This is a genomic window from Mesorhizobium atlanticum, from assembly GCF_003289965.1.
Taxonomy (GTDB): Bacteria; Pseudomonadota; Alphaproteobacteria; order Rhizobiales; family Rhizobiaceae; genus Mesorhizobium; species Mesorhizobium atlanticum.
The window spans coordinates 132,907-157,200 of the sequence record NZ_QMBQ01000007.1; the positions used below are offsets into that span (position 1 = coordinate 132,907).

The 24,294-nt window shown below is 63.3% G+C and carries 28 protein-coding genes; 13 read left to right on the forward strand and 15 right to left on the reverse strand.

Translation table 11 applies throughout. The features are described 5' to 3' along the window. Nucleotides 1–100: 100 nt before the first annotated feature. The 3 genes from DPM35_RS23235 to DPM35_RS23245 all read right to left on the reverse strand — a co-directional run bounded on the left by DPM35_RS23235 (nucleotide 101) and on the right by DPM35_RS23245 (nucleotide 2,782). The gene (locus DPM35_RS23235; RefSeq protein WP_112129559.1) at nucleotides 101–1,183 is read right to left on the reverse strand and encodes an ABC transporter substrate-binding protein; all 1,083 of its coding nucleotides are present in this window, start codon (nucleotides 1,181–1,183) and stop codon (nucleotides 101–103) included. Nucleotides 1,184–1,297: 114 nt separating this feature from the next. Continuing rightward, the gene (gene betI / locus DPM35_RS23240; protein WP_112129560.1) at nucleotides 1,298–1,981 is read right to left on the reverse strand and encodes a transcriptional regulator BetI; all 684 of its coding nucleotides are present in this window, start codon (nucleotides 1,979–1,981) and stop codon (nucleotides 1,298–1,300) included. A gap of 6 nt (nucleotides 1,982–1,987) precedes the next feature. After that, entirely contained in the window at nucleotides 1,988–2,782 is a 795-nt protein-coding gene (locus DPM35_RS23245; RefSeq protein ID WP_112129561.1) for a class I SAM-dependent methyltransferase, read from the reverse strand. 256 nt (nucleotides 2,783–3,038) lie between these two features. Between DPM35_RS23245 and DPM35_RS23250 the strand changes: the two genes are divergently transcribed. Genes DPM35_RS23250 through DPM35_RS23265 form a run of 4 tightly spaced genes read left to right on the forward strand, consistent with a single transcriptional unit; the run spans nucleotide 3,039 to nucleotide 7,767 of the window. Continuing rightward, nucleotides 3,039–4,658, forward strand: a complete 1,620-nt coding sequence (locus tag DPM35_RS23250; protein WP_112129562.1) for a phytoene desaturase family protein — start codon at nucleotides 3,039–3,041, stop codon at nucleotides 4,656–4,658. Continuing rightward, nucleotides 4,645–6,219, forward strand: coding sequence for a phytoene desaturase family protein (locus DPM35_RS23255; protein WP_112129563.1), 1,575 nt, complete (start codon nucleotides 4,645–4,647; stop codon nucleotides 6,217–6,219). Before DPM35_RS23250 ends, DPM35_RS23255 begins: the two co-directional genes overlap by 14 nt. A gap of 52 nt (nucleotides 6,220–6,271) precedes the next feature. Continuing rightward, nucleotides 6,272–7,510, forward strand: coding sequence for an aminomethyl transferase family protein (locus DPM35_RS23260; protein WP_112129564.1), 1,239 nt, complete (start codon nucleotides 6,272–6,274; stop codon nucleotides 7,508–7,510). Nucleotides 7,511–7,512: 2 nt separating this feature from the next. Next, complete coding sequence (locus DPM35_RS23265) at nucleotides 7,513–7,767, forward strand: hypothetical protein (RefSeq protein ID WP_112129565.1); 255 nt, start codon at nucleotides 7,513–7,515, stop codon at nucleotides 7,765–7,767. A gap of 154 nt (nucleotides 7,768–7,921) precedes the next feature. Here DPM35_RS23265 and DPM35_RS23270 read toward each other — a convergent pair whose 3' ends face one another. The 4 genes from DPM35_RS23270 to DPM35_RS23285 all read right to left on the reverse strand — a co-directional run bounded on the left by DPM35_RS23270 (nucleotide 7,922) and on the right by DPM35_RS23285 (nucleotide 11,159). Beyond that, nucleotides 7,922–8,980 (reverse strand): dipeptidase, encoded by a 1,059-nt coding sequence (locus DPM35_RS23270; protein WP_112129566.1) that lies wholly within the window; start codon nucleotides 8,978–8,980, stop codon nucleotides 7,922–7,924. Between the two features lie 254 nt (nucleotides 8,981–9,234). Continuing rightward, on the reverse strand, nucleotides 9,235–9,534 hold the full coding sequence (locus DPM35_RS23275) for a GNAT family N-acetyltransferase (protein WP_027166574.1): 300 nt from the start codon (nucleotides 9,532–9,534) through the stop codon (nucleotides 9,235–9,237). A gap of 64 nt (nucleotides 9,535–9,598) precedes the next feature. Continuing rightward, nucleotides 9,599–10,222, reverse strand: a complete 624-nt coding sequence (locus DPM35_RS23280) for an alpha/beta hydrolase (RefSeq protein WP_112129567.1) — start codon at nucleotides 10,220–10,222, stop codon at nucleotides 9,599–9,601. A gap of 4 nt (nucleotides 10,223–10,226) precedes the next feature. Continuing rightward, on the reverse strand, nucleotides 10,227–11,159 hold the full coding sequence (locus DPM35_RS23285) for a VOC family protein (protein WP_112129568.1): 933 nt from the start codon (nucleotides 11,157–11,159) through the stop codon (nucleotides 10,227–10,229). A gap of 213 nt (nucleotides 11,160–11,372) precedes the next feature. Here DPM35_RS23285 and DPM35_RS23290 point away from each other — a divergent pair, with 213 nt between their 5' ends. Further along, nucleotides 11,373–12,935 carry an alkaline phosphatase family protein gene (locus DPM35_RS23290; protein WP_198419725.1) on the forward strand — a complete coding sequence of 521 codons (1,563 nt, stop codon included), beginning with the start codon at nucleotides 11,373–11,375 and terminating at the stop codon, nucleotides 12,933–12,935. Between the two features lie 64 nt (nucleotides 12,936–12,999). Here the strand turns inward: DPM35_RS23290 and DPM35_RS23295 are convergent, their stop codons facing one another. After that, complete coding sequence (locus DPM35_RS23295; protein ID WP_112129569.1) at nucleotides 13,000–14,355, reverse strand: PRC-barrel domain-containing protein; 1,356 nt, start codon at nucleotides 14,353–14,355, stop codon at nucleotides 13,000–13,002. A gap of 236 nt (nucleotides 14,356–14,591) precedes the next feature. Here DPM35_RS23295 and DPM35_RS23300 point away from each other — a divergent pair, with 236 nt between their 5' ends. Continuing rightward, nucleotides 14,592–15,512, forward strand: a complete 921-nt coding sequence (locus DPM35_RS23300; RefSeq protein ID WP_112129570.1) for a diacylglycerol/lipid kinase family protein — start codon at nucleotides 14,592–14,594, stop codon at nucleotides 15,510–15,512. A 13-nt stretch (nucleotides 15,513–15,525) separates the two neighbouring features. On the opposite strand, the gene DPM35_RS23305 is transcribed toward DPM35_RS23300, so the two are convergent. From DPM35_RS23305 to DPM35_RS23320, 4 genes are all read right to left on the reverse strand, one after another. Beyond that, a complete protein-coding gene (locus DPM35_RS23305) occupies nucleotides 15,526–15,747 on the reverse strand; it encodes a hypothetical protein (RefSeq protein ID WP_112129571.1) in 222 nt (73 codons plus the stop codon). Between the two features lie 183 nt (nucleotides 15,748–15,930). Further along, complete coding sequence (locus DPM35_RS23310) at nucleotides 15,931–16,395, reverse strand: phage holin family protein (protein ID WP_112129572.1); 465 nt, start codon at nucleotides 16,393–16,395, stop codon at nucleotides 15,931–15,933. Nucleotides 16,396–16,401: 6 nt separating this feature from the next. Beyond that, on the reverse strand, nucleotides 16,402–16,728 hold the full coding sequence (locus DPM35_RS23315) for an ElaB/YgaM/YqjD family protein (RefSeq protein ID WP_042643003.1): 327 nt from the start codon (nucleotides 16,726–16,728) through the stop codon (nucleotides 16,402–16,404). Nucleotides 16,729–16,815: 87 nt separating this feature from the next. Then, nucleotides 16,816–17,577, reverse strand: a complete 762-nt coding sequence (locus DPM35_RS23320; protein WP_112129573.1) for a Crp/Fnr family transcriptional regulator — start codon at nucleotides 17,575–17,577, stop codon at nucleotides 16,816–16,818. Between the two features lie 209 nt (nucleotides 17,578–17,786). Between DPM35_RS23320 and DPM35_RS23325 the strand changes: the two genes are divergently transcribed. Continuing rightward, complete coding sequence (locus tag DPM35_RS23325; protein ID WP_425373404.1) at nucleotides 17,787–18,107, forward strand: response regulator; 321 nt, start codon at nucleotides 17,787–17,789, stop codon at nucleotides 18,105–18,107. Between the two features lie 35 nt (nucleotides 18,108–18,142). Here DPM35_RS23325 and DPM35_RS23330 read toward each other — a convergent pair whose 3' ends face one another. Together DPM35_RS23330 and DPM35_RS23335 are read right to left on the reverse strand one after the other, a co-directional pair. Continuing rightward, nucleotides 18,143–18,694, reverse strand: a complete 552-nt coding sequence (locus DPM35_RS23330) for an RNA polymerase sigma factor (RefSeq protein ID WP_027166584.1) — start codon at nucleotides 18,692–18,694, stop codon at nucleotides 18,143–18,145. 3 nt (nucleotides 18,695–18,697) lie between these two features. After that, nucleotides 18,698–18,877: a NepR family anti-sigma factor gene (locus DPM35_RS23335; RefSeq protein WP_425373405.1), complete on the reverse strand. Its 180-nt coding sequence runs from the start codon at nucleotides 18,875–18,877 to the stop codon at nucleotides 18,698–18,700. A gap of 245 nt (nucleotides 18,878–19,122) precedes the next feature. Between DPM35_RS23335 and DPM35_RS23340 the strand changes: the two genes are divergently transcribed. The 6 genes from DPM35_RS23340 to DPM35_RS23360 all read left to right on the forward strand — a co-directional run bounded on the left by DPM35_RS23340 (nucleotide 19,123) and on the right by DPM35_RS23360 (nucleotide 22,586). Continuing rightward, entirely contained in the window at nucleotides 19,123–19,917 is a 795-nt protein-coding gene (locus tag DPM35_RS23340) for a response regulator (RefSeq protein WP_095816782.1), read from the forward strand. Nucleotides 19,918–20,086: 169 nt separating this feature from the next. Beyond that, a complete protein-coding gene (locus tag DPM35_RS23345; RefSeq protein WP_018429836.1) occupies nucleotides 20,087–20,251 on the forward strand; it encodes a DUF1328 domain-containing protein in 165 nt (54 codons plus the stop codon). Between the two features lie 154 nt (nucleotides 20,252–20,405). Then, a complete protein-coding gene (locus DPM35_RS23350; protein ID WP_112129575.1) occupies nucleotides 20,406–21,437 on the forward strand; it encodes a sensor histidine kinase in 1,032 nt (343 codons plus the stop codon). Between the two features lie 138 nt (nucleotides 21,438–21,575). After that, nucleotides 21,576–21,746 (forward strand): hypothetical protein, encoded by a 171-nt coding sequence (locus DPM35_RS32520; RefSeq protein WP_181592109.1) that lies wholly within the window; start codon nucleotides 21,576–21,578, stop codon nucleotides 21,744–21,746. A gap of 184 nt (nucleotides 21,747–21,930) precedes the next feature. Beyond that, nucleotides 21,931–22,257 carry a hypothetical protein gene (locus DPM35_RS23355; RefSeq protein WP_112129576.1) on the forward strand — a complete coding sequence of 109 codons (327 nt, stop codon included), beginning with the start codon at nucleotides 21,931–21,933 and terminating at the stop codon, nucleotides 22,255–22,257. 83 nt (nucleotides 22,258–22,340) lie between these two features. Further along, nucleotides 22,341–22,586: a YMGG-like glycine zipper-containing protein gene (locus DPM35_RS23360; protein ID WP_112129577.1), complete on the forward strand. Its 246-nt coding sequence runs from the start codon at nucleotides 22,341–22,343 to the stop codon at nucleotides 22,584–22,586. A gap of 83 nt (nucleotides 22,587–22,669) precedes the next feature. On the opposite strand, the gene DPM35_RS23365 is transcribed toward DPM35_RS23360, so the two are convergent. Continuing rightward, entirely contained in the window at nucleotides 22,670–24,292 is a 1,623-nt protein-coding gene (locus DPM35_RS23365) for a CHASE domain-containing protein (RefSeq protein ID WP_112129578.1), read from the reverse strand. Nucleotides 24,293–24,294 lie beyond the last annotated feature (2 nt).

Genomic DNA, 24,294 nt, shown 5'->3' on the forward strand with positions numbered 1-24,294 from the left:
TCCCCCATCGAACGCATCAGGGAGGTTAGGAGAATTCCCGGGCTTTGGCGAGCCCGTCACTTTGCTCTGCTCGCAAGTGAGCGGGCCGTTTAAATTCGGCTCAATAGCCGGCTTTGATCTTCTCGAACTCGGCGATCATCTTGAGCTTGAGCTCCGAGGGCAGCGGCTGCTGGAACAGCGTCTTGTCGACCCATTTTTCCACGTTGTCGTAGCCCTTTTCCTTCAGGATTGCCGGGTCGACGCCGGCCATGCCCTTGGCGTTGGCCTGGCCATAGCCCCAATCCTTGACAAGCACCTTGGCGACTTCCGGGTCGTTGACCGCGTTGAGATAATCATAGGCCTTGTCGACGTTGCCTGGCGCGTCCTTGAACAGGACGTAGCCACAGACCCAGGTCGAGATGCCTTCGTCGGTGTCTTTCTTCGACTTGATCGGCACGCCGGCCTTGACCGACTGCACCGTCGCATCGTTCCAGGCCCAGGCGAGGTCGACCTCGCCGCCCGAGAGCAGCTGCACGATGTCGGTGGTGTCGGTCCAGTAGGAGCGTACGTTCTTGTGCACCTGGCGCAGGAAATCGGACGCCTGTTTGAACTGGTCGTCCGTCATCTTGGTCCAGTCCTTGAGCCCGATGGCGAGGCTGGCCAGCGCGTAGGCGTCATCGACATTGTCGCCGATCGAGACCCTGCCCTTGTATTTCGGATCGGCGAAGGCCTTCAGCGACTGCACGTCCTTTTCAGCGATCTTGTCGGAATTGTAGGTGAGTTGGGTATCGCCCCAGTCCCAGGGCATGAACCAGGCTTTGCCGTCGGGCGTGGTGGCGAGGTTCTTCATCGCCATGATGCCGGGATTGAGATCCTTCCAGCCGACGATCTTGGAGGTATCGAGCGGCTGCAAGAGCCCGGCCTCGCGCCACTTCACCACGCTTTGCGAGCAGGGATGGCCAAGATCGGACTTGAAGCCGGAGCGGATCTTTTCGAACGCCTCGTCCTCGTCGCCGAAGAAGGCGAAGGTCGGGGAGTCGCCGTTCTTCTCGACATATTTGCCATGGAAGCTCGGATCCTCGTAGCCGGACCAGTCGAACACGATCAGGTCCTTGTCGGCGGCAACGGCGAACGCCGCCGCCGAAGCCGCGAGCGCGCCGCCAAGCGCCAAGGTCAAAGTCAGGCGTCGGCTGAGTTTCTTCATGCTGTTCCCATCCTCTTTTGGTTTTGCCGGTCTTGTTCGGCCGGCTGTTGCTAACCCCGGCTTTTGCTAGCCCGATCCTTTGCTAGCCCCATCCTTTGCTAGCCCCATCCTTTGCTAGCCATAGTGTTTCGGGAAGGCGGCGGCCAAGAACGCGTTCGCCGCCTGCAACGCGGTCTCTCGCGTGGTGTCTTCCGTTCCCATCATCAGCCGCAGCCACAGGCCCTCGAGCATGGCGCTGAGCGCCAGCGCTATGACCTGGGGCTCATAGCTGTAGCCGCCGCTCTCTTTGAGCGTCGCGCAGAGATCGATGAAGACCTGCTGGTAATAGGCGTCGCGCGAGCTGCTCAGCGCCTGGTAGGTCGGCCGCGACTTGGCCTCGCCCCAGAAGGCGAGCCAGGCGGCGAGCTTGCGCTTGTTGCAGATTGAACGGTCGAAATCGGCCCAGACCAGATACTGCAGCTGCCTGGCCGGATCGTCGCCGGCCTTCTGCAAGGCGGTGCGCCAATGCGCCGAATACTCATCATACATATGCTGCAGCGTGGCGATCAGCAGCTTTTCCTTGCTCTCGAAATGGAAATTGACGATGCCGCGCGACAGGCCCGCGCCGTCTGCCACATCGGCCATCGTCGTTTCGGCATAGCCGCGCTTGGCCAGGGAATCGATCGTCGCCTCGATCAGCTGCAACCGCCGGACCTCTTTCGAGGCCTTGCGGCCGCGTTTTTCGGCATCGCCTTTTTGCGCCGTTTCGGAGAGAGCATCGCTCGCCTCGGTCTTCATGGGTGTGACGGTCTCCAGCATCGCCGGCTATCCAACCGGCTTCCAACCGCGCAGATGAGTGGGGCGGTGCTCGCCACTGTCAAGCACCTTCTGCATCGCCTCCCAGGTCCTGATGTTCTTGTCGACATAGGCCGCGCCGACCGCTGCCGCGGCCTGCGCGTAGAGCGGCCCCTTGAGCCGCGAAAGTTCTTCGCGCGCGACCTCGCGGTACCATGGATTGCGGTCGCGCACCGTGATGTCGGTGAAGCCGGCCCTCCGCATCGCTTCGCCATAGCGCGCCGGCGAGGCCATGGCGAAGGAGAGCCCCTCGGCCGCGATATAGGCCTTCATCTCAGGCGACGGTTCGCCGTCATGCCCGATCATCCAGTTCGACGCGGCGAAGACCCCGCCAGGCTTCAGCACGCGGAAGATTTCAACGAACAGCGCATCCTTGTCCGGCACATGCAAAAGCGCGTCCTTGGAGAAGACGACGTCGAAGGAGGCGTCGGCAAAAGGCAGCGGTCCCGGCGGCGCCTGGACGAAGCTGACGCGATCCTCGAGCCCCTGCCTTGTCGCCCCTCGCCTTGCCGTCTCGATAACCGGCTTTTCGACGTCGAAGCCGGTCGCGCGAGCCGCGCCGTGCGCTGCCACCAGATGCAGAGTGATGCCCCCGGCGCCGCAGCCGATATCGAGGATCGTCTTGCCCCTGAGCGACAGACCTTCAACCACGCGGTCGACCTCTTCGGGACCGCCCGGCGACAGGTAGCCCTCACCCCACAGCGCTTCGAGAAAGCGGATGGCGGCATCGTCATATTCCGGCTCGGCGTCCGCCGTGTCGATCATCGGATCTTCAGCCCTAACTGCCGATGTGGATCAGTCCAGAGATACGGGCAAAGCCTAGCGCATTAACAGAAAAACGCAACACCATTTGTTGAACATTCATTCAATATGGCTGGACAAAATGCCGTGATCCATGCCAAATTCGAGCGATCAGGGAACAAACGCACCGAGCAATCCCCCGGAAAAACGTGAAGCGGTTTTCCGTCTGGAGTTGCGCAAAAACAAGAAGATAGGCCTACCGGATGGAGGGTGAGCGCGCATGAAGGCATGGGACGCGATCGTCATCGGCGGCGGCCATAACGGCCTGGTCAACGCCTGCTACCTGCAGCGCGCCGGGCTCGACGTGCTGGTTCTTGAGAAGAACGACTGGGTTGGCGGCGCGGCGACCAGCCGCGAGCTGACGCCGGGCTTCCTCTACTCCAACTGTTCCTATGTCTGCTCGCTGTTCCGACCCGAGATCATGCGCGACCTGGAGCTGCCGCGCTTCGGCCTGCAGGTGATCTCCTATGAAGGCGGTGCCGTATTCACGCGCGATGGCGACTATCTCGCCAATTACCGCGACCACGATGCGCATCGCCGCGAGTTCGCCCGCTTCTCGAAGCGCGACGCCGAGGCCTATGACCGCTATTCGCGCGACGTCACCAGGCAGTGCCGCTTCATCCAGCCGCTGTTGATGCGCACCGCCCCCGACCCGACCAGTTTTAGGCCGCGCGACCTCGGTGAGCTGCTCCATCTGGGGAAAAAATTCGCCGGCCTGTCGGCCGAGGAGATGGCGCTGACCCTGCGCTTCTGGACGATGTCGATCTCGGACTTCCTCGACGAGTATTTTGAGACCGACGTCATCAAGGCGAACTTCGCCCTCTCCGGCATCATCGGCACGGCGCTTGGGCCGATGTCGCCCGGCACGGCTTACGTGCTGCTGCACCATTATATGGGCGAGGTCGACGGCTCGGTCGGCGCCTGGGGCTATGCGCGCGGCGGCATGGGCGCCGTCACCAAGGCGCTGGCTGCCTCCTTCAAGGTCAGCGGCGGCACCATCCGCACCGGCGCCGAGGTCGACCATGTGCTGATCAGGAACGGCAAGGCCAAGGGCGTGGTGCTCGCCGGCGGCGAGGAGATCTACGGCAAGCTCATCATCTCGAATGCCGACGTCAAGCGCACCTTCCTGAAGCTGGTCGAAGAGAAGGAACTGCCCGACATCTTCCTGCGCCGTGTGCGGAATTTCAAAATTCGCGGCTCGTCCGGCAAGGTCAACATCGCGCTGGATTCACTGCCCGAATTCCCGGCTCTGCCGAAGGATTCGCCAGTCTATCGCGCCGACATGCACTTCACCGATTCCATCGAGCGCATGGAGCGCGCCTATGACGACTGGAAGGCCGGGCGCTGGTCGGCCGATCCCTTCCTCGACATGATGATCCCAACCACGCTCGACCCGACCATGGCGCCGCCCGGCAAGCATTTCATGAGCTGCTTCGTCCAATACGCGCCGCCCAAGATCGACGGGCGCGACTGGACCGATGTCGACCGCGACGGCTTCGCCGAAAGCGTGATTTCCCAGATCGTGCAATATTCGCCCGGCTTCCGCGACCGCATCGTCCACATGGAGGTGCGCACACCGCGCGAGATCGAGGCCGAGGTCGGCCTCACCGAAGGCAACATCTTCCAGGGTGAGCTCACCTTCGACCAGTTGCTGTTCAACCGTCCGGTGCCGGGCTACGCGCAATACCGCTCGCCGGTAGGCGGGCTCTATATGTGCGGCTCCTCCACGCACCCGGGCGGCGGCGTCATGGGCGCGCCGGGACGCAACGCCGCCGCCGAGATCCTGCGCGATCTCGCCAAACCAAGCCTGCATATGAGCCCGGCCCATGACGTCATCTGATTTGAACTGGGATGCGATCGTCATCGGCGGCGGCCATAACGGCCTCGTCGCCGCCGCCACGCTCGCCAAGTCCGGCCGCAAGGTGCTGCTGCTCGAAGCCGGCAACGAGGTCGGCGGCGCCGCGCGCACCGAGGAATTCGCACCCGGTTTCCGTGTTTCCTCGATCGCCCACCTGCTGAACCGCTTGCATCCCGATGTAGTGAAGACGCTGGAGCTGGAACGGCACGGGCTTACGGTCGAGCGCGGCGACTTCGTGCCCTCGGTGGTGCTGTCGAAGGACGGCCCGCTTACGCTGCACGGCGCCTATGGCGAGGTGCTGACCGGCGCGAGCTCGGCGGAGCAATCCGCCTGGAAAGAGCTGCGCGCGCAGTTGCTGCGCTATGCCGGCGTGCTGAAGCCTTTCCTGTCGCGCCGGCCGCCGGATCTCGGCAACATGTCGCTCGCCGAGATGACCGGGCTCGGCCAGACGGCGCTGGCGCTGAAGCGGCTCGGCAAGGAAGACATGCGCGATTTCCTGCGCGTGCTTCTGATGAATGTCTACGATCTGCTCGACGAGCAGCTTTCGGATGATCGGCTGAAGGGCCTGCTTGCCTTCGACGCGACGCTCGGCTCGCATCTGGGGCCACGCTCGCCGACCTCGCTGCTCGGCCTCTATTACCGGCTTGCCGGCGAGATTGGCGGCCTCGCCGGCGCGCAAGTCCAGCCGAAAGGCGGCATGGGCGCCGTCGTCGCCGCCATCCGCGCGGCGGCGGAAAAGGCCGGCGTTTCCATCCGCCGTGCTTCGCCGGTCGCCAGGGTGATCGTCGAGAAAGGTCGCGCCGTCGGCGTCGTCACGCAGGGCGGCGAGACGCTGCGGGCAAAGACCGTCGTTTCCGCCGTCAACCCGGCGACGACGATCCTCGATCTCGTCGGCCCGCGCGAGGTCGACACCGGCTTCGTGCGTAAGGTGAAGAACATCCGCATGAAGGGCGACGCGGCCAAGCTCCATCTGGCGCTCGACCGCCCACCGCAATTCTCAGGTGTCGATGCCGCCGGCCACAAGGGCCGCCTCGTCATTGCCCCCTCGCCCGTCCATGTCGAACGTGCCTTCAACCCGTCGAAATATGGTGAGTTCTCGCCCGAGCCGGTGATGGAGATCACGCTGCCCAGCCTCGTCGATCCATCGGTCGCTCCTTCAGGCGCCTGCGTGCTCTCGGCGGTGGTGCAATACGCGCCCTATGCGTTGAAAGAGGGCTGGACCTCCGGCAAGCCGAAATTCCTGAGAGCAATCATGGCGCAGCTCGAAACCTATGCGCCCGGCATCGGCGCGACGGTGCGCCACGCCGAGTTGCTGACCCCGGCCGATATCGAGGCGCGCTATCGCATGCCCGGCGGCCATTGGCACCATGGCGAGCTGCAGGCCGACCAGATGCTGATGTCGCGGCCGGTCTCCGGCTGGTCGGGCTACGACACGCCGCTCGAAGGACTGTTCCTTGCCGGCTCCGGCTCGCATCCGGGCGGCGGCATCTCCGGCGCGCCCGGCCTCAACGCCGCGCGCCGCATCATCGCGATGAGGGCCTAGAGATGTTTTTGCAAATTGCTGAAGCCGCGCTCTACGGCGAAGGAACGCCGTCATGAACCATCATCCCACCATCAAACCGTCGCTCGACGCCCGCACAGCAGCGCAATCCCATTTCCGCATGCTCAGGCTCGGCACGCCGTTCCAGCCGCGCATCGACGCGCTGGGGCTGAAGCAGGATTGGTACAATTGGGCCGGCTACCGCGCGCCGCATTCGCTGTGGGACGAGGAGCTCGAATATTTCGCCATCCGCAGCCAGGCAGCGTTGTTCGACATCTCGCCGATGACCAAATACCGCATCGAGGGCCCGGACGCCGAAGCCTATCTCGATCGCGTCACGCTGCGCGACGTGACCAAGCTGAAACCCGGCCGCGTCCATTACACCGCCTGGTGCGACGACGAGGGTTTCGTGCTCGACGACGGCACGCTGTTCCGGCTGTCGCCGGCGCGCCTCCGTCTCTGCTCGCAGGAACGGCATCTGCCGTGGCTGCTCGACAGCGCTTTTCGGTACGATGTGACGGTCGAGGAAGAGACCGAGGCCGTCGCCGGCCTGGCGCTGCAGGGCCCGACTTCCTTCGCCATCCTGCGAGACGCGGGCTTTGCCGGTGTCGAGCGGCTGAAAATTTTCGACCTCGCCGAGTTCGCGCATGACGGTGCTACGGTGACCATCTCGCGCACCGGCTTCACCGGCGATCTCGGTTACGAGCTGTTCGTGCCGGCCGACAAGGCGCTGAGCCTGTGGGACCGGCTGATGGCCGCAGGCGAGCTGCGCGGCATCCGAGCCATCGGCTATACGGCGCTGAACCGCGCCCGACTGGAGGCTGGGCTGATCGTCGCCAATGCCGACTTCACCACGTCGGAGCATGCCATTCGCGCCGACCGTCTGCGCATGCCGGATGAGATCGGCCTCGGCTTCATGATCGATCCGAACAAGGGCCATTTCAACGGCCGCCGCGCCATCCTCGAAGCGCGGGCGAGAAAGAAACTGCGCCACGTGCTGGTCGGGCTGGAGATAGAAGGCAACATCCCGGCCAAGCATGCCATCGTCTACTACAAGAAGAGCCAGGAGGTCGGGCTGGTCAGCGCGGCGATGTGGTCGCCCATGGCCAAGCGCAACATCGCGCTCGCCTCGCTGCACCGGCCTTATGGCGACACGATCGTCGACGACCTCTGGGTCGAGATTTACGCCATGCGCGAGCTGCAGTACCAGAAGCTGATGAAGAAGGCGAAGGTGGTGCCGCGGCCCTTCATCAAGCTCGATCGCCGCACGGCCAACCCGCCGGCGGATTTCTGACGATGGCAAGCGAAGCGGAAGACCTGGAGGCGGAGGCCGCCGAGCAATGGCAGCTGGTCAACACGCCGCTCGGCGAGATGTGGTCCGGCCGCACCCGCTACGCGGCGGCGATGTTCTTCTTCAAGCGCGGCGAGATGAATGCCGAGACGCTGGAAGTCTATCGTATTTGCGCCAGGCTCGACGCCGAAGATCCCCTGCCGATCATCCGCGACCGCGGCGTCGGCAAGGACTGGCTGAAGCGGATGGGCTACGGCTGATGTCACCGCCAAGACCCTGTCGAGATTCAGGTCAGGCCGAGTCGAAAACAGTGGCTCTCGAGAACCGGAGCGGAGCGTACTTAAAGTACGTGAGCACCGGAAGCGCAGAGAGCCGCTGTTTGCAGGCCGGCATCACCTGAATATCGATAGGGTCTCACCCGATTGTTCTCTCCAGCACGCTCAGCCAATTGCGATAAGCGATCTTCTCGATCAGCGCGCGCCCAAAGCCGCGCGCGGCGAGCGCGTCGATGAGTTTGGGCAGGCCGGCGACGTCGCCGATGGGGGCCGGGATCATGGCGCCGTCGAAATCGGAGCCGAGGCCAACGCCATCCTCGCCCAGCGCCTGCAAGAGCGAGTCGATATGGCGCACCATGATGTCGATGCTGGTGTCGGCATTCATGCGGCCGTCCTCGCGCAAAAAGCCGGTGGCGAAGTTGAGGCCGACCATGCCGCCCGACTCGCGGATCGCGCCGAGCTGCCAGTCGGTCAAATTGCGCGAATGGCCGCAGATCGCATGCACGTTGGAATGGGTGGCGACCAGCGGCGCATCGCTCAAGCCCGCCACGTCGCGAAAACCCTTCTCGTTGAGATGCGAGAGATCGATCATGATCCTGAGCTTGTTGCAGGCTTTGACCAGCGCCTTGCCGGCATCGGTGAGACCAGGCCCGGTATCGGGCGAGGAGGGAAAGCGGAACGGCACGCCATTGCCGAACGCGTTCGGGCGGCTCCAGACGATGCCCAGCGAGCGCAGGCCTGCGGCGTGCAGCACGTCGAGCATGGCAAGCTCGGGATCGATCGCTTCGACGCCTTCGATGTGGAAAATCGCCGCGATCGAGCCTTTCGCCATGGCGGCGCGCACGTCGCCGGCGCTGCGGCAGACGGTCAGCGCGCCGGCGCGCTCCAGCCTGAACAGGATCGAAGCCATGCCGATGGTCGAGGTGATCGCCTCGGCCTGCGGCAGCTCGGGCGGCAAGGGCTCGTTGTCGCTTGGCGCCGGCGGCACTGCGCTGCGCTTCGACTTTTCGACCGGCGGCGGAAAGATCGCGAACATGCCGCCGGCAAAGCCGCCTTTTCTGGCGCGCGGCAGGTCGATATGGCCTCCCGGCGTCCCTTCGATGAACAGCTTTTCGACATCGGCTTCCTTCGACTGGTAGAGTCGCAGCAGCGTGTCGTTATGTCCGTCGAAAACGGGGATCAGGTCGGTATCGGTCATCAGGGGAGCCATTCAAATCTGGGACGGGCGGGACGACAGGTTTCGTCCGAAGCGAACCCTCAACTTAGGCAAGATGGCCGGGCGGTGCAAATGCGAAGAGTTCCCTTCTCCCCCAGGGGGAGAAGGTGGATCGGCGCAGCGCCGAGACGGATGAGGGGTGTTCCAGGGAATGCAGACGTCGCACTCCGCTGGAACACCCCTCATCCGGCCGCTTCGCGGCCACCTCCCCCACAAGGGGGGAAGGAAAAAATCCTCTACTGCTTCAGCACGTCCGCCCATTCCGGATGGCGGCGGAACTGGGCGTTGGCGAAGGGGCAGAGCGGAATGATCTTCTTGCCGGCGGCGCGGGCGTCCTCGACGGCGCGGGTGACGAGCCGAAGCCCGGCGCCCTGGCCGCGAAACACGTCCGGCACCTCGGTGTGATCGATGATGAGCTGGTGCTCGCCGATCTTGGTGAAGGTCATCTCGGCCTCGGCGCCGCCAGGGCCGCGCAGCACATAGCGCCCCTTGGAGCCGCGGTCTTCCAGTTCGATCTCAGGCAGTTGGTCAGCCATTTTGTTTGTCTCCTCAGAGCATGATGCCGAAAAGTGTGAAGCGGTTTTCGGACGACATCATGCTCTATCTCTTTGGAGCCGGCGCCGGCGCAAAGAACCGCCGCGCAGCTTCGATTTCATTTGGCCGAACCTCATGCCCGCCATCGTGCCATTCCACTGTGACATCCGCGCCGTCGGCACGCAAATAGGCCTCGAGCCGCGTCGTCAGGTTAGGCGGACAGATCGGGTCGCGCCTGCCGGCCGTGATTAGGATGTGGCGGCCGGCGAGGCTGCCTTGCACTTTAGGTTCGAACGGGATCAGCGGATGCATCAGCGCCGTGGCGTCGAACAGGCCGGGCTCGGCGAACACCACCGAAGCCAGGATGTTGGCGCCGTTGGAGTAGCCGAGGCCGAACACCGCCGAAGGCTTTGCCGCCTCGACATGCGCCTTGACGAAGCTTGCCATCTTCGATGTCGCGCGCGCCAGGTCGTCCATGTCGTAGACGCCCTCGCCGGTGCGGCGGAAGAAACGGGCAGCACCATGCTCCGACACATCGCCGCGCGGCGAGATGATCGTCGCCGTAGGCACAAGCTCGCGGCCAAAGTCAAGAAGCTGGTTCTCATCCGCGCCGGTGCCGTGGAAGACGAAGAGCAGCGGGCTGCCCGGCGAACCGGGCAGCATTTTGTGGATGTAAGCGTCCTTGCTCATGGCTTCAGTCTTCCAGCTTCTGCAGATGCTCTTCGAGATAGGGCCTGAGATGCTGATGCTGCGTCGGCAGCTTCAGCGCCTCACCAAGATGCGCGGTGTCCTCGTCGCGGTCGAAGCCGGGCTCGTTGGTGGCCACCTCGAACAGCACGCCGCCCGGCGTGCGGAAATAGATCGCCCAGAAATAGTCGCGATCGATGACCGGCGTCACGCCGTAGCCGGTGTCGACCAGCGCCTTGCGCACCTCGAGCTGCTTGGCGCGATCCTCGACCGCGAAGGCGACGTGGTGCACCGAGCCGGCGCCGAGATTGGCGAAGCCGGCGCCCGGCAGCGATTCGATGTCGACGACATCGGCGCCATTGCCGTTCGTGATCGCCAGCCGGCGGATGTTGCCGGATTTGTCGACCTCCTCATAGCCCATGAACTTCAAGAGCTCCTCGGTGGCGCCGCCATCCTTCAGCCGGAGCGAGACCGAGTGAAAGCCGCGGATCGCCTCGTCGCCGGGAACGCCACCCTTGACCCAGGGTGCCCTGCTGTCGGCCTTGTCCTCGACAAGCGCGAAGCTGTCGCCGTCCGGGCCGGTGAAGGTGAGCCGCTTTTCGCCGAAGCTTTCGGTGCGGGCAACATTGCCCACGCCCTCATCGGCGAAGCGCTTTTCCCAATAGGCAAGCGTGCCTTCCGGCACAGAAAACACCGTTGTGCCGACCTCGCCGACACCGTGCCGGCCCTTGCCGATATCGGGGAACGGGAAATAGGTCATCACCGAACCCGGCGTGCCGACCTCGTCGGCATAGTAAAGATGGTAGACATCCGGCGCGTCGAAATTGACCGTCTTCTTCACCCGACGCAGGCCGAGCTTTTTCGTGAAGAACTCATTGTTGCGGCGTGCGTCGCTCGCCATCGAGGTGACGTGATGCAGGCCCTGGATCTGATTGAGCATGATCTTGCTCCTTCCCTTGTTCTTGCGCGGCCCTTGCCGCTGTCCACGCCAATATGAGGATAGGCGGGCCAGCGGCAAAGCGGGCAAACACAGAATGGACTGTTTTATAAAAGTGAACGACTGCTCGAAATATGTTCACCAATCTATCACCGCCTCAGGCTTGCACCGCCGGTGATTTCCGTTCCATCTGAGCGCTTCGACAAGGAGACGATCTTGGACCACCAGCCTCGCCGCCCGAATGTTCTCCTGATCACCTGCGACCAATGGCGTGGCGATTGCCTGTCGGCGGCCGGCCATCCGGTGGTGAGGACGCCAAATGCGGATGCGCTCGCAGCCGAGGGCGTGCTCTTCCGCCGCCATTTTGGTGGAGCAGCGCCTTGCTCTCCGGCCCGCGCCTGTCTCTACACCGGCCTCTACCAGATGAACAATCGCGTCTGCCGCAACGGCACGCCGCTCGACGTGCGCCATGGCAACATCGCGCTTTCGGCGCGCGCGGCGGGCTACGATCCGACCCTGTTCGGCTACACCGATGTCTCCCTCGACCCGCGCCAGCTTGCGGCGGAGGATCCGCGCCTGCGCAGTTATGAAGGCGTGCTGCCGGGCTTCACTGTCCGGCAAGCTTTGCCCGAGCATCAGAAGCAGTGGCTGTCATGGCTGCGCGCGCAAGGCATCGACACAAGCACCGGAAGTCCCGCCATCCACCGTCCGGCCGAGGGGCAGGCGGAACGCGACGTCACCAACGCGCCGCCGGTCTATTCGAAGGACCAGACGCCGAGCGCCTTCCTGGCCGGCGAATTCATCCGCTGGCTTGGCGAGCAAGAGAAGCGCGCGCCATGGTTCGCGCACATCTCCTTCATCAGCCCGCACCCGCCTTTCATCGTGCCGGAGCCTTACAACGTTATGTACGATCCGGCCGAAGGTCCTGCCTTCAAGCGCGCGGCAAATCGGCAAGCCGAAGCCGCAAGCCACCCCTACCTCGCCTACGATCTCGCCCTCCAGAAAAGAACGAAATTCATTCCGGGCATGGAGGGCAACGTGCCTGACTGGAGCGAGGAGAATTTCCGCCGTATCCGCGCGATCTATTACGGCATGATTTCGGAGGTCGACGCGCAGCTCGGCCGCATCTGGCAGGCGATCAGGTCGGCGGGCGCCTGGGACGACACCGTCATCGTGCTGACCTCCGACCACGCCGAGATGATGGGCGACCATTTCATGCTCGGCAAGGGCGGCTTCTTCGATGCCAGCTACCACATTCCGCTGATCGTCCGCGACCCGCGCCGGAGAGCCGCGGCCGGTTCATCCGTGAATCATTTCACCGAAGCCGTGGACGTCTTTCCCACCTTGCTCGACCTGATCGGCGCCGCGCCACAGCGCCATCTCGACGGCTGCTCGCTCACGCCGTGGCTTGACGGCGACCGGCCCGAAAACTGGCGCGATGCCGCGCATTGGGAGTTCGACTTCCGCACGATCGCGCAAGGCGAAGCCGAACGCTATTTCGGTATGGAATCCCGCGACTGCAACCTCGCCGTCATCCGCTCGGCCGACTTCAAGTATGTTAATTTCGGCGGCGGTCTGCCGCCGCTTCTGTTCGACCTGTCGAAAGACCCGGGAGAACTGAACAACGTGGCAAACGACCCGGCCTATCTGCCGGTACGGCTCGAGTTCGCGGAGAAGATGCTAGCCTGGCGGGCCGCCCACCTCGACCAGTCGCTGGCGCTGGCGGAGCTGACGGACAATGGCGTGGCCGGGTACGTCACCAAGGCAGTAGGGCAGTAAGGCAATAGGGCAGTATGTCGAGACTGCGTCTCCTACTGCCTTACTGCCCTACTGCCCTACTCACTTACTTCAGCATCATCCGCTGCCGGTCGCGATTGGCGGCATAACTGCTCTTGTCATAGGCCGTCTGCGCCTGCAGCTGCTCCTTGGTGAAGTTCGTGTAGAGATATTTCTTGCCGTTCTTGTCGGTCATGAATTTGAGCTTGTCCATGCCGATCGCCACTTCCTTGGCGCCGATGCCGAGGAAGCCGCCGACGTCGACGATGACCGCGTCCGGCTTGTTTTCGGGCGTCAGCACGACATCGCCGATCGAACCGATCTCGACATCGTTGGCGCCATAAACCGTCGTGCCCTTGAGGTCGTCGACTCGCATGTTGCCCATCGGCATTTCGGTAAGCGTCGACTTGTCGATAGACGAGGTCTTGGTCTGGTCGGTTGCCGCCGCGCTGTTATCGGCAGGCTTGTTCTCGGCCGTGGTCTGGGCCGGCGGCGTCGCGGGCTTGTTCTCAGCCGTCGACTTGGCCGGCTCTGCCGGCTTGGCCCCCTTGTCGGAGGTCGTGTCCGAAGACACCACCGCGGGCGTGGTCGCTGCAGGAGCGTTGTTCGCGGCCGCCGTCGTGGCCGGTGCCGGGTCATAGGCCTTGCGGTTGAAGTCGGGCTGTGCCTGAAGCTGCTCCTTCGTCGTCTCTGCCACCAGCCAGCGATCGCCGTTCTTCTCGGCCCACTTGGCCTTGTCGAAGTCATAGGTGACATTCTTCGTGCCGATGCCGAGGAAGCCGCCGACGCCGATCACCAGGGATTCGGCCTTGCCATTCTTGGCAAGCACGATGTCCTTCACGTCGCCGATCTTCTGGGCGTCGTCCGCGGTGCCGTTATAGACCGACTCGCCCATGATGTTGGAAGCGAGGTTTCCCTCCGCCTTCTTCATCGGTGCGGCCGCGGGAGCCTGGGTCGTCGTCGTGTTGTTGGCGGGCTGCGTAGCGTCGGCCGACTGCGCCGGCGCCGGATCGTAAGGTTTGCGGTCGAATGCCGGCTGGGCATTCAGTTCGTCCTTCGTGGTCTTGGCCACCAGCCAGCGCTCGCCGTTCTTTTCGGCCCATTCCAGCTTCGCGTAGTCGAAGGCGACGTCCTTTTTGCCGACGCCGAGGAAACCGCCGACCCCGATGATGGCGGATTTGGCCTTGCCGCCGGAATCGAAGACGACATCATCGACCTTGCCTATGTTCTGTGCATCGTCGCCGGTGCCATTGTAGACAGACACACCGATGATGTTGGACATCAGCGCGCCCTCGGCGCGCGGCACCGGAGCCGTGTTTTCGGCCGCTGGGGTCTGTTGCGCCGGAGCAGTTGTCGTCTGCGCAAAAGCGCCGGTTGCGAGCAGTGTAGCGATCGCGGTGGTCGCAAAAAGAGTGCGGATCATGATGGTCTCTCCTCGTGCCTGATTTGTGCATTGCGCTCATCCGGCCAACCTCTGAACGGCGGGTCGGGAGCGGCAGTGTCGACAGGTTCACAACGTCGTGACCGGGGTGTTGTTCCAATCACGGCCCGTCCACCAGCATCTGGGGTGCCAAACCTCCGGTGGAACCTTTGCGGCCGCATCCTCGTTCCAGCCTGCGGCTGACGGCTCAAAGCGGCCTGAAGGGATACGGAGCGGGTATGCGGTTTGCTGCGGTGCTTAATCGGGACGGCGGCACGCTCCGCACCGTCGACATGGAAGCTTTTTCCGGACAGCTGCGTCAGACGCTTGAAGCGGCGGGACATTCGGTCGAGATCGATATCGTTGCCGGCCGGGATGTTGCTACCGCGCTGGGGAAGGCCATAGCCAGGCCCAACATCGACGTAATCCTTGCCGGTGGCGGCGACGGCACGATCTCGACCGCGGCGTCCCTTCTCATGAACAAGAAGAAGGCGCTGGCCGTTTTACCTGCGGGGACGATGAACCTCTTCGCGCGTGGCCTGGGCATTCCGCAGACATTGGAGGCAGCGTTGCAGTCCTTCGCCGATGGCGAGGTGATCGCCGTGGACATGGCGAGCGCCAATGGCCGGCCTTTCGTGCATCAGTTCTCGATCGGCATGCATGCCAAGATGGTCCAGCTGCGAGAGAAAATGGATTTCGGCTCGCGCCTTGGAAAGATGCATGCCTCCGTGCGCGCCGCCTGGGCGGCGATCAAGAATCCGCCGGCGCTGAAAGTGAGCCTGAGCATCGGCAAGGCGGAGATCGTTACGCGCACGACGGGCATCGGCATCTCCAACAATCTGTTCGGGGAGGGCCACCTGCCCTATGCGGACAATCCGGCCGGCGGCGTGCTCGGCATCTATGTCAGCGTCGCGCGCCGGCGTCACCATTTGGCAAAGCTGCTGCTCGACATGCTGCGCGGCCGGCTGCGGCGGAGCGCCCATGTCGAAGTTCATCAGGCCGACAAGGTTGTCCTGAAGATCCTCTCGCCCGCTAGGAAATTCAGCGCCGTCCTCGACGGCGAACTGATCAGGCTCGAGCGCGAAACCACGATCGAAATCCACCCCGGCGCCTTGCACGTGCTTGTTCCGTCACGCGGCGTCAGCGCAAAGGCAGCTTGAAGACAGCGCTGCTTCAGGGTTTCGCGGTCGATTGGCCTGGAGCAGTGCCCTGCTCGGTGCCAGACGGCCGCGGGATATGCTGCTCGCCGGAAGTCGGCGACTTTATCAATTCCCCGTAAATCTCCACCGCGCCCCACGCAATGAACGCCAGCAACAGGCCGGCTATGAGAATCCTTAAGGCGTGCCAACCCCAGTGTCCCTGGCGGGCTTTGTCTTCAGGAACGATCTTGGTCATGATTGGCCTCCATGTTGCGTGGCGGCGGGCGTCTCGGGCGCGGCACGATCGGGTAACGGGCCCTTGCCGTGAAGGTTCCGAGCGGGTGAGGATCACTGGACGAATGATGCCCGAGGCAGGTGTTTGAAGCTCGCCGGCAAGTAGCCATGCTTAAGCAGGTCGCCACGCTGAAAGACCTAAGGCCTAATGCAGGTCGTCCGGACCTTGCCTTGGCGGCGGGGGTTTGGTGTTCTCGCGATAGATGGCGTAAGCGACGACCGCGAGGGCGGGCGCGGCAATGGCTGCCAGTCCGCCCCTGCTCTTGGCAAGTGCCGGAAGCAGGGCAAGCGCCGCGGTTATACCCACCGCCGTCATGTCTGCCTGTCGCCGTCGCGCCCGGCGTTTGCCGCGCACGCTTGCCGTCAGTTTGTGGATGACGACAATCAGCCCGGCAATCACCAGGAACCCGATGCCGAAGCCCAGGCTGGTCGCCAACGGCCCGTAGCGCGCCGCCAGCCAGATATAGGCGGCGCCGATAAGGAAGCCGACGCCGCAGAGGGCAAGAATGGCGGCAAGCCCATAAAGGATGACCGTCGTTCGCGCCCTTTGCACGGCAGCCACGGCCTCGCCCGAGGCAAGGGCCGAGATCAGCGAGACAAGCGCCCCCATCTGAGGTTAGCGGCGGGAAAGAAGGGCGAAGAGGAAACCGACCCCCGCGGCGATCGCCAGCGACGTCACCGGCTTCTCACGCACCTTGGCTATCAGCTGCGCCTCTATGTCTTCGGCGCTTCCCCGCATGCTCTCGAACGCGGCTTCACCTTGCGCGCGCAACTGTTCAACGCCATCCGCGGCGGCGCGGCGCGCGGCGCCGTAACCGTGCTGGCCTGTCCTGGCGAGTTGCTCCGTGAGTTTCTGGATATCAGCCTTCAGCTGCTCGATATCGGCCTCGAGATCGGCGGTGGTTGCTTGATCCGTTGCGGATTTCCCTGCGGCGGTTGCCATTCTCTAACTCCTTGCGTTCGCGTTGGTTTCAACGCCCGTTCCGCACCATGGTTCCGGGCCTGCCTCTCACAACTGAATATTGACACCCTAGATCAGCGGCCTGCGTTCCTCGCCCAATCCTTCCCAGCGGGCGAGCTTCTTCAGCCCATCATAATCGATCACTTCGCACCCACCATCCCGCCACAGGACCAATTTGCGGTCCATCAGCTTGCGGATCGTCTTGTTGGTGTGAACAAGCGAGAGGCCAAGCGTGTCGGCGATGTGCTGTTGCGTGATCGGGATTTGCACCGGCGTCTTGCCGTTGAGGCCGGCGCCGCGAGCCCGGCTGGCGATGAAGGCGATAAGATAGGCGGCGCGCTCGAGCGCGGTGCGACGGCCGATGCTGAGCAGGTTCTCGTCCAGCATGCGCTCCTCGCGCGAAGCGATCCAGGTTATGTCATAGGCAAGGCCGGGGTGGTTGCGATAGAGTTCCTGCAACTGCTCGCGTTCGAAGACGCAAAGCAGCATCGGCGACAGGGCTTCGACGGAATGCTGCATCTCGCCCATCAGGCTGCCCTGCAGGCCGATGAGGTCGCCGGGCATGGAAAAATTGAGGATTTGGCGGCGCCCGTCGGGCAAGAGCTTATAACGAAAGGCCCAGCCCGACAGCACCGTATAAAGATGAGCGCTGTGGCTGCCTTCGACCAATACTGTCGCTCCCTTGTCGACGGCAAGCTCGCCGCGCTTGAAGGTGCTGATAAATGACAATTCCTGCTTGTCGAACTCACGGAATGCAGGCAAGGGCCGCAACGGGCACTTTTCGCAAGGATATTGACGGCTGGCGACCGGACGTGCGCTTTGGCTGGACATTTCGACCCCTCTTCGAAATCCCTGCCCTTGTGGGGCGCAAGGAAACGCTTGAGACAGGCAGGGGTTCCGCGAGGCGGACCCCATGTCTTTTTTAAATGACATGACAGCCAATTCCGCGCATGAGTGCGGCCCTCCCGAGGAGACATAGGGTGCCAGCATTGCTTGACGGATTGCGTATCCTCATCCTGGAAGACGAGTTCCTGATCGCGATGGATGTCGAGCAGCTTTGCCGTGACCATGGCGCCGCGGATGTGACGATCGCCCGCGAGCTCGCGGAGATCGACGGGCAGGCGCTGCCGGAGCGCTTCGACGCGGCCGTCGTCGATCTTATGCTCGGCGGCGTCTCGACCCTGGATTTCGCCGCGCGGCTGCGCAATGAGGGCGTGCCGTTCGTATTCGCGTCCGGCTATTCGGATTCGGACGAAATCAAGGGTTCATTCCCGGATATACGGCTGGTGACCAAGCCTTACTCCGGCGACGACCTGATCGAAGCCGTGGCGATGGCCTGCGGCCGGGTCGCCTCGGCCTGAGGCCATCCATGCTATCGGAATTTTAGGCGATCGGCTCACGCCGCGTTCGAGCCTGTCACCTGCGCCGAGATCGCGTCAGGTCCGAATTCGTCCTCGCCGGAAATCTTGAGGATCTCCTGCAGCCTGGTGCGCGCCCGGCTGACACGGCTCTTGATCGTGCCGACCGCGCAGCCGCAGATTTCGGCCGCTTCCTCGTAGGAAAAGCCGGAAGCGCCGATCAGGATGATGGCTTCGCGCTGGTCCTCGGGCAGTTGCTCGAGCGCGCCGCGGAAATCCTTGAGGTCGAGTTGGCCGTGCTGGGCCGGATGAACGGCAAGCCTGGCGGTCATGATGCCGTCGCTGTCCTGCACTTCGCGGCCGCGCTTGCGCATCTGCGAATAGAATTCGTTGCGCAGGATGGTGAACAGCCAGGCCTTGAGATTGGTGCCCGGCTGGAAACTCTCATGCTTGTCCCACGCTTTGACCAGCGTTTCCTGGACGAGGTCGTCGGCCCGGTCGGCGTTCTGCGTCAGCGACACGGCAAAAGCACGCAGGCTCGGGATCGCACCGAGCAGCTCGGTCTTGAAGCTCTGGGATACCGCCGCCATGCCTCAGTCCTTTTTCTGGGCAGGTTCGGTCTGTTCCAGTTGGCTCAGCAACTGAGCGAAACGGTCCGGCACCTGGTCCGAGACCAACTCGTCATAATATTGCTTGAGCTTGCGGGCAATTTCGGAGTTCGCCCCAAGCGGGTTGCCATCCCCGTTCCGATGCCTGCTTTTGGCATCAGCCATCTGTTTTTTTGACATTTCTTTCATAGTCGCCCTAGTTTCCAGCACCCGAACCGCTCTTCGACTTCAAACCACAACGCAAGCGGAACCTTCGTCTGGTTGCCCATCCCGAAATCCCGAAACGCCGACCTGCTAATTTAGTTCCACTGCGGGCGGAACTTTTTCGGAAAGCCGGCGTTTGATTTTCCGGGGCGTGCGATCGGCATGGCCTTTGACAGGCAGCGTCATCTGAGGGAGACGTAAACAAAATGAGTTTGTCCGCAACCATCGCTCCGCATCTTCCGTTCCTGCGCCGCTTCTCGCGCGCGGTGTCCGGGTCGCAAGAGAGCGGTGACGCGCTGGTCGCCGCGATGCTGGAAGCCATCATCGCCGACACCAATATCTTCCCCGAAGCGTCCAGCGATCGTATCGCGCTGTACAAGGTCTTCGCCAGGCTCTTCACCTCCGTTGCCATCCGCGTGCCGCAGGAGCAGGCCCAGACAGCCTGGGAGCAGCGCGCGGCCGCAAATCTGAACGCGATAGCGCCCCTGCCGAGGCAGGCTTTCCTTCTTGTCGCCGTGGAAGGTTTCAGCGAGGACGAGGCGGCGGAAGTTCTCGACGTCGACGAGGACGAGTTCTCGGAGTTGCTTGCGCAGGCCAGCAACGAGATTTCGCGACAGGTCGCGACCGATGTGCTGATCATCGAGGATGAGCCGCTGATTGCCATGGACATCGAAGAGATGGTCGAAAGCCTCGGCCACCGGGTCGTCGGCACGGCACGTACACATGCCGAGGCAGTGGCCATGTTCGGCAAGACGCGGCCGAAAATGGTGCTGGCCGACATTCAGCTCGCCGACGGCAGCTCTGGCATCGAAGCCGTCAACGAGATCTTGTCGTCGACGCCGGTACCGGTGATCTTCATCACCGCCTTCCCGGAACGCCTGCTGACCGGCGAACGCCCCGAGCCGGCCTTCCTGGTCACCAAGCCTTTCAATCCCGACATGGTCAAGGCTCTGATCAGCCAGGCCCTGTTCTTCGACCGTCAGGCCAAAGCCGCCGCCTGATCCGCGTTTTCGACCGTTTTGAGCGTCATGCGAGGCTTTCACGCCTCGTATGACGCTCGTCCGGTTGCGATCTGAAAAGTCCCTTCAAGGGGGATCGTCTTTTTCAGCAAATGGTGGAACAAACGGCACCGACCCACGTTCTTTTCCCGACATTACAAGGAGACGCATCATGCTGTACTGGGCGCTCGTATTTCTCGTAGTTGCGATCATCGCCGGCGCGCTTGGGTTCGGCGGCATCGCCGGCACATCGGCGGGCATCGCGCAAATCCTGTTCTTCATCTTCCTCGCCTTCCTGGTCATTTCGCTCATCGCAGGCCTCTTCAGGAGAGCCTGACCGCGACACTGGAAGCCGCACCCCTCAAACGGTTTCCAGCCACCGCCGGGCGGCGTCTCGAAAGAGCGCCGTCCGGCGGACCGTTTTGGAGAGCACGGGCGTCGGAACCAGTTGCGGATTGAGCCGTTCAAGGACCGAGTGCGGGGATGTTCCAATGCCTCCCGACCATTCCACGAAGGACAGGACTGAAAAACAGGACACAGAGGTGATCGCGATGCATCCCGCCGAAAGCGGGATGCAGGTGGGGCGAGCTTTGCTTCATGCGCTGCACAATGCCGGAATCTCGGTTCTTTATCAGGATCGGCAGATGAAAACGGTCTGGGCGCGCAACATGAGCGCGCCGTGGGCGTCCGAAACCGCCGACGGCAAGGATTTGCTTTCGCCGGCGCAGGCCGAACGCATAAGGGCCGTCAAGCTCAAGGTGATCGAATCCGGTAACGCGGACCAGCTCGAGCTCAGCATTCCAGGAAGCCAGGGCGTCCGTTGGTTCCAGCTTTGGATCGATGCCGATCGCAGCGACACCAGCGAAGTCCTCGGCGTCGTCACCACCATGGTCGAGACGACGGAGCAGAAACGCCGCGAGCAGACGTTGAAGACATTGCTGCGCGAAGTCAGCCATCGATCGAAAAACCTCCTGGCCATCATCCAGAGCATCGCCACACAGACAGGACGCTACACGGAGACGCTCGGCGAGTTCCTGGCGCGATTTCGCGGCCGTCTGCAATCGCTCGCTTCCTCGCAGGACTTGGTCACGTCCTCCAACTGGCGAGGAGCGGCACTGCACGAACTCGTATCCGGCCAGGTCGGCCGCTACAGCGCCGATCTGGCGCGAAGCCTACGGTTCGCGGGCGACAATCCCTATCTTAATCCCAATGCCGCCCTGCATATCGGCCTGGCGATGCACGAATTGGCTGTGAACTCGGTGAGCTACGGCGCGCTGTCGCGACCGGACGGCCATGTCGAAGTGAGCGCAAGGCTTGAACCTGATAGCGGAACCTCGCCCAGCCTTTTGCTGACCTGGACGGAATCGGTCGGCGACGCACCGCGCAATGAAAAGCGCTTTGGCAGCGTGGCGCTGGAGCGCGTCGTGCCGATGTCGCTGAACGGCTCCGCGACGCTCGAAATCGGCAAGGACCGCATGGAATACCGCCTCACCGTCCCGCATGGAAATTTCGAGACGGATTGATTGCGCCCCTGTGGCGCTAAGCTTTGCAGGCGAAGGCCTTTAACGCCCTGTTCACCATAAAGTCCGATCCTGTGTCGCCGGCTGGCGATGCGCCGGAAACCCGTCCGTGCCTCCCGGCGCGCGATCTGGGAGACTGAAATGATGGTTGCCGATATGAACAGGCTGGAGCAGGCCGCCCGTGTCTCGATGAGCGGCTTCCAGGATGCCGAGCCGCAGCCGGCGCCGCGACCCTCCCACATTTCGCTCCGCCTTGGCGCCGTCGCGCTTCTCGCCGCCGTGGCCCTGACCGCCGCCTGGCAATTGTTCTGATTCCCGCATGCGGCTTGGACCGCGAGCATACGACCAAAGTTGCACGGCGGCTTTGGGGTAAACGATACCATCAGGCACAGGACCTAAAGCGTGTCGCATGAAGCCATTCGACGCTACGCCTTGAACCCGGCACCGGAACTTTCGCTCGGCGAGAATCGTTGTTTGCGGCGAGAGGTTTGGAGCCATGGAACACATCGCCGCACTGCTCTTCGTCGTCGGTTGCTCGAGCACAATGACCGATTGCCGCGAACTTGAAGTGCCGGTCAGCGTCTTCGAGACCGAGCAGGCCTGTACGGCCGAACGGCCCTTCGCGCTCGGCGACCTGCAGGGCCAGGCCCCGCACATCGTCGGCAGGTGCCTCGCCGTCGATCCGGCGCTAGAGGACGATTACGACCACATCGCCTGGAACGTGCGGCCCGACGGCACTTTGGTCGCGTCTTTGGAGGTTTCCGGCATGCTTGTCGCGTCGAACAGCGGGCGCCCCGAAAAAGACTATCTTAAACAACAGTAAGATCGGGCAGGCAAAGCCCGTTTTTTCATGCTAAATGGCGGCTGGCACTGCCGAAAGTGAGGACAAAAGTGAGGAGCATTTCAATGCGGAAGATTATTATTGCCATGGTTGCCCTGGTCGCTGTCAGCGGTTGCACCACGACCGAGCAGGATGTCGTGGGCGGTGGCCTGATCGGCGCCGGCGTGGGCGGCCTGGTCGGCGGCAGCAAGGGTGCGCTGATCGGCGCGGCCGTCGGTGCCGGGTCGGGCCTCCTGGTTCGCAACCTGCGCAACGGCTATTGCCAGTATCGCGATCATCGCGGCCGGATCTACACGGCTCGCTGCAACTGATGCCGGAAAGGAAGCGGAGGCCGGCAACCGGCCTCCGGTTCCAATCCGTTGATTCGCCCGCCTTCCCAGGCCATTTTGGCCGCTCACTCGGCCAGCGGGATTTTGATTTCCACCTTTAATCCGTCGCCGCGATAGTCGCGCGCGATCGTACCGCGTAATTCACGTGTGACGTTGAGATCTATCAGCTTGGTGCCGAAACCGGTCTTTGCCGGCGCCTCCAGTTTCTTCTGACCCGCTTCGCGCCAGTTCAGGGCGAGCGTCCGCTCGCGACCGCGCCCCTTCACGTTCCAGTCGACCTTGAGGGCGCTCATCGAGCTGCCAGCCTCGCCATATTTCAGCGCATTGGTCGCGAGTTCGTGGAAGGTCAGCCCCAGCGCCTGAGTCGTCGTCTCATCGAGCAGCACTTGCGGCCCGGACAGCACGCCTTCGGGGAGGTCTTTGCCGAACACCTGCCCGAGCTCGATACGCAGGAGGTCGCCGAGATCGGCCTTCTGCCAGCGCGAGCGCGTGAGCATATCCTGCGATGCGGCCATGGCCTGGAGGCGCGCGGAGAACGATGCCGAGAATTCCTTGACGTCGGTGGCTTGCGAGGCCGTCTGCCGCGCGATGGCCAGCACGCGGGTGATCGAATTCTTGATGCGGTGCTTCATCTCCTGCAGGATCAGGTCCTTTTCCAGCAGGCTCTTTTCCGTCGCCTCGTGCAGCGCCGATTTCGCGTCATAGGCGCGCTCCTGATAGCGCGCCACCAGGGCGATGGCTCCGGCAAGCAGCAGGCCGAACAGCCCCAGCATCACCGGAATGGCGCGCGAGGACGGTGGCTCGAAGGCACTTGTCGGCCTGAACAGCACCGTCCAGGGGCGGCCCGCGACGACGATATCGCGACGCGCCAAAAGGGTCGCGCCGATACGCTCCGCCGGTGGTGCTTCCGAACGGAAGAGCAGATTGCCGGCCTCCGGCTTGCCGTCATAGACCTCGACATTGACCGGCAGCAGCGGCGAATGGCTGAGCGCGACCTGGAATAGGTCCTGCGCGCGGAAGGCGGCGTATAGAAAGCCGGCCGTCGAGGAGCGGCTTGCATTGATGACGTCCGGGGCGGTTTCGATGTTCAGCCGCACGAAAACCAGGAAACCCGTGAAAGTCTGCGCCACGCCGGCGCCCTGGCCGAGCTGGACCAGGCCGCTCGCATGCTGCCGGTCGTCGGCCATTGCCTTTTCGATCGCCTCGCGCCGCACCGGCTCGCTGAACATGTCGAACCCGATGATCGACTGGTTGGACGTGTCGAGCGGCTCGAACAGCACGATCGGCGTGCGCCATTGCTGGGTCGTCGCAGGGTAGATCGGGTGGGCCGCCCCATGGTCGCGCAGGATATCGCGTTCGACCGCGGCCTCGTCGCCGGCTTTGACGAGCCTGAGGAAGCCTATGCCGCGCAGGCCCGCGAAGTTGTCATCGATGTTCAGCGCGGTGAAGAAGGCGTTGAATTCGCCGCGCGTGATGTCACCGTTGCGCGCATCAAACAGCGCCTGCGTCGAGCGCAACAGCGACAGATGCAGGTCGATGCGGCTTTCGATGCGGCTGAGCGCGTCGTCGGCGGTGCCTTCGAACTTGATCCGCGCCGCCTCTTGCGTCGCGAAATAGGCGAAGCCTGCCATCGTCAGGCTGATCAGCGCGACGGCGACAAAGGCAACGATCGGAAAGAGCTTCTTCAAAT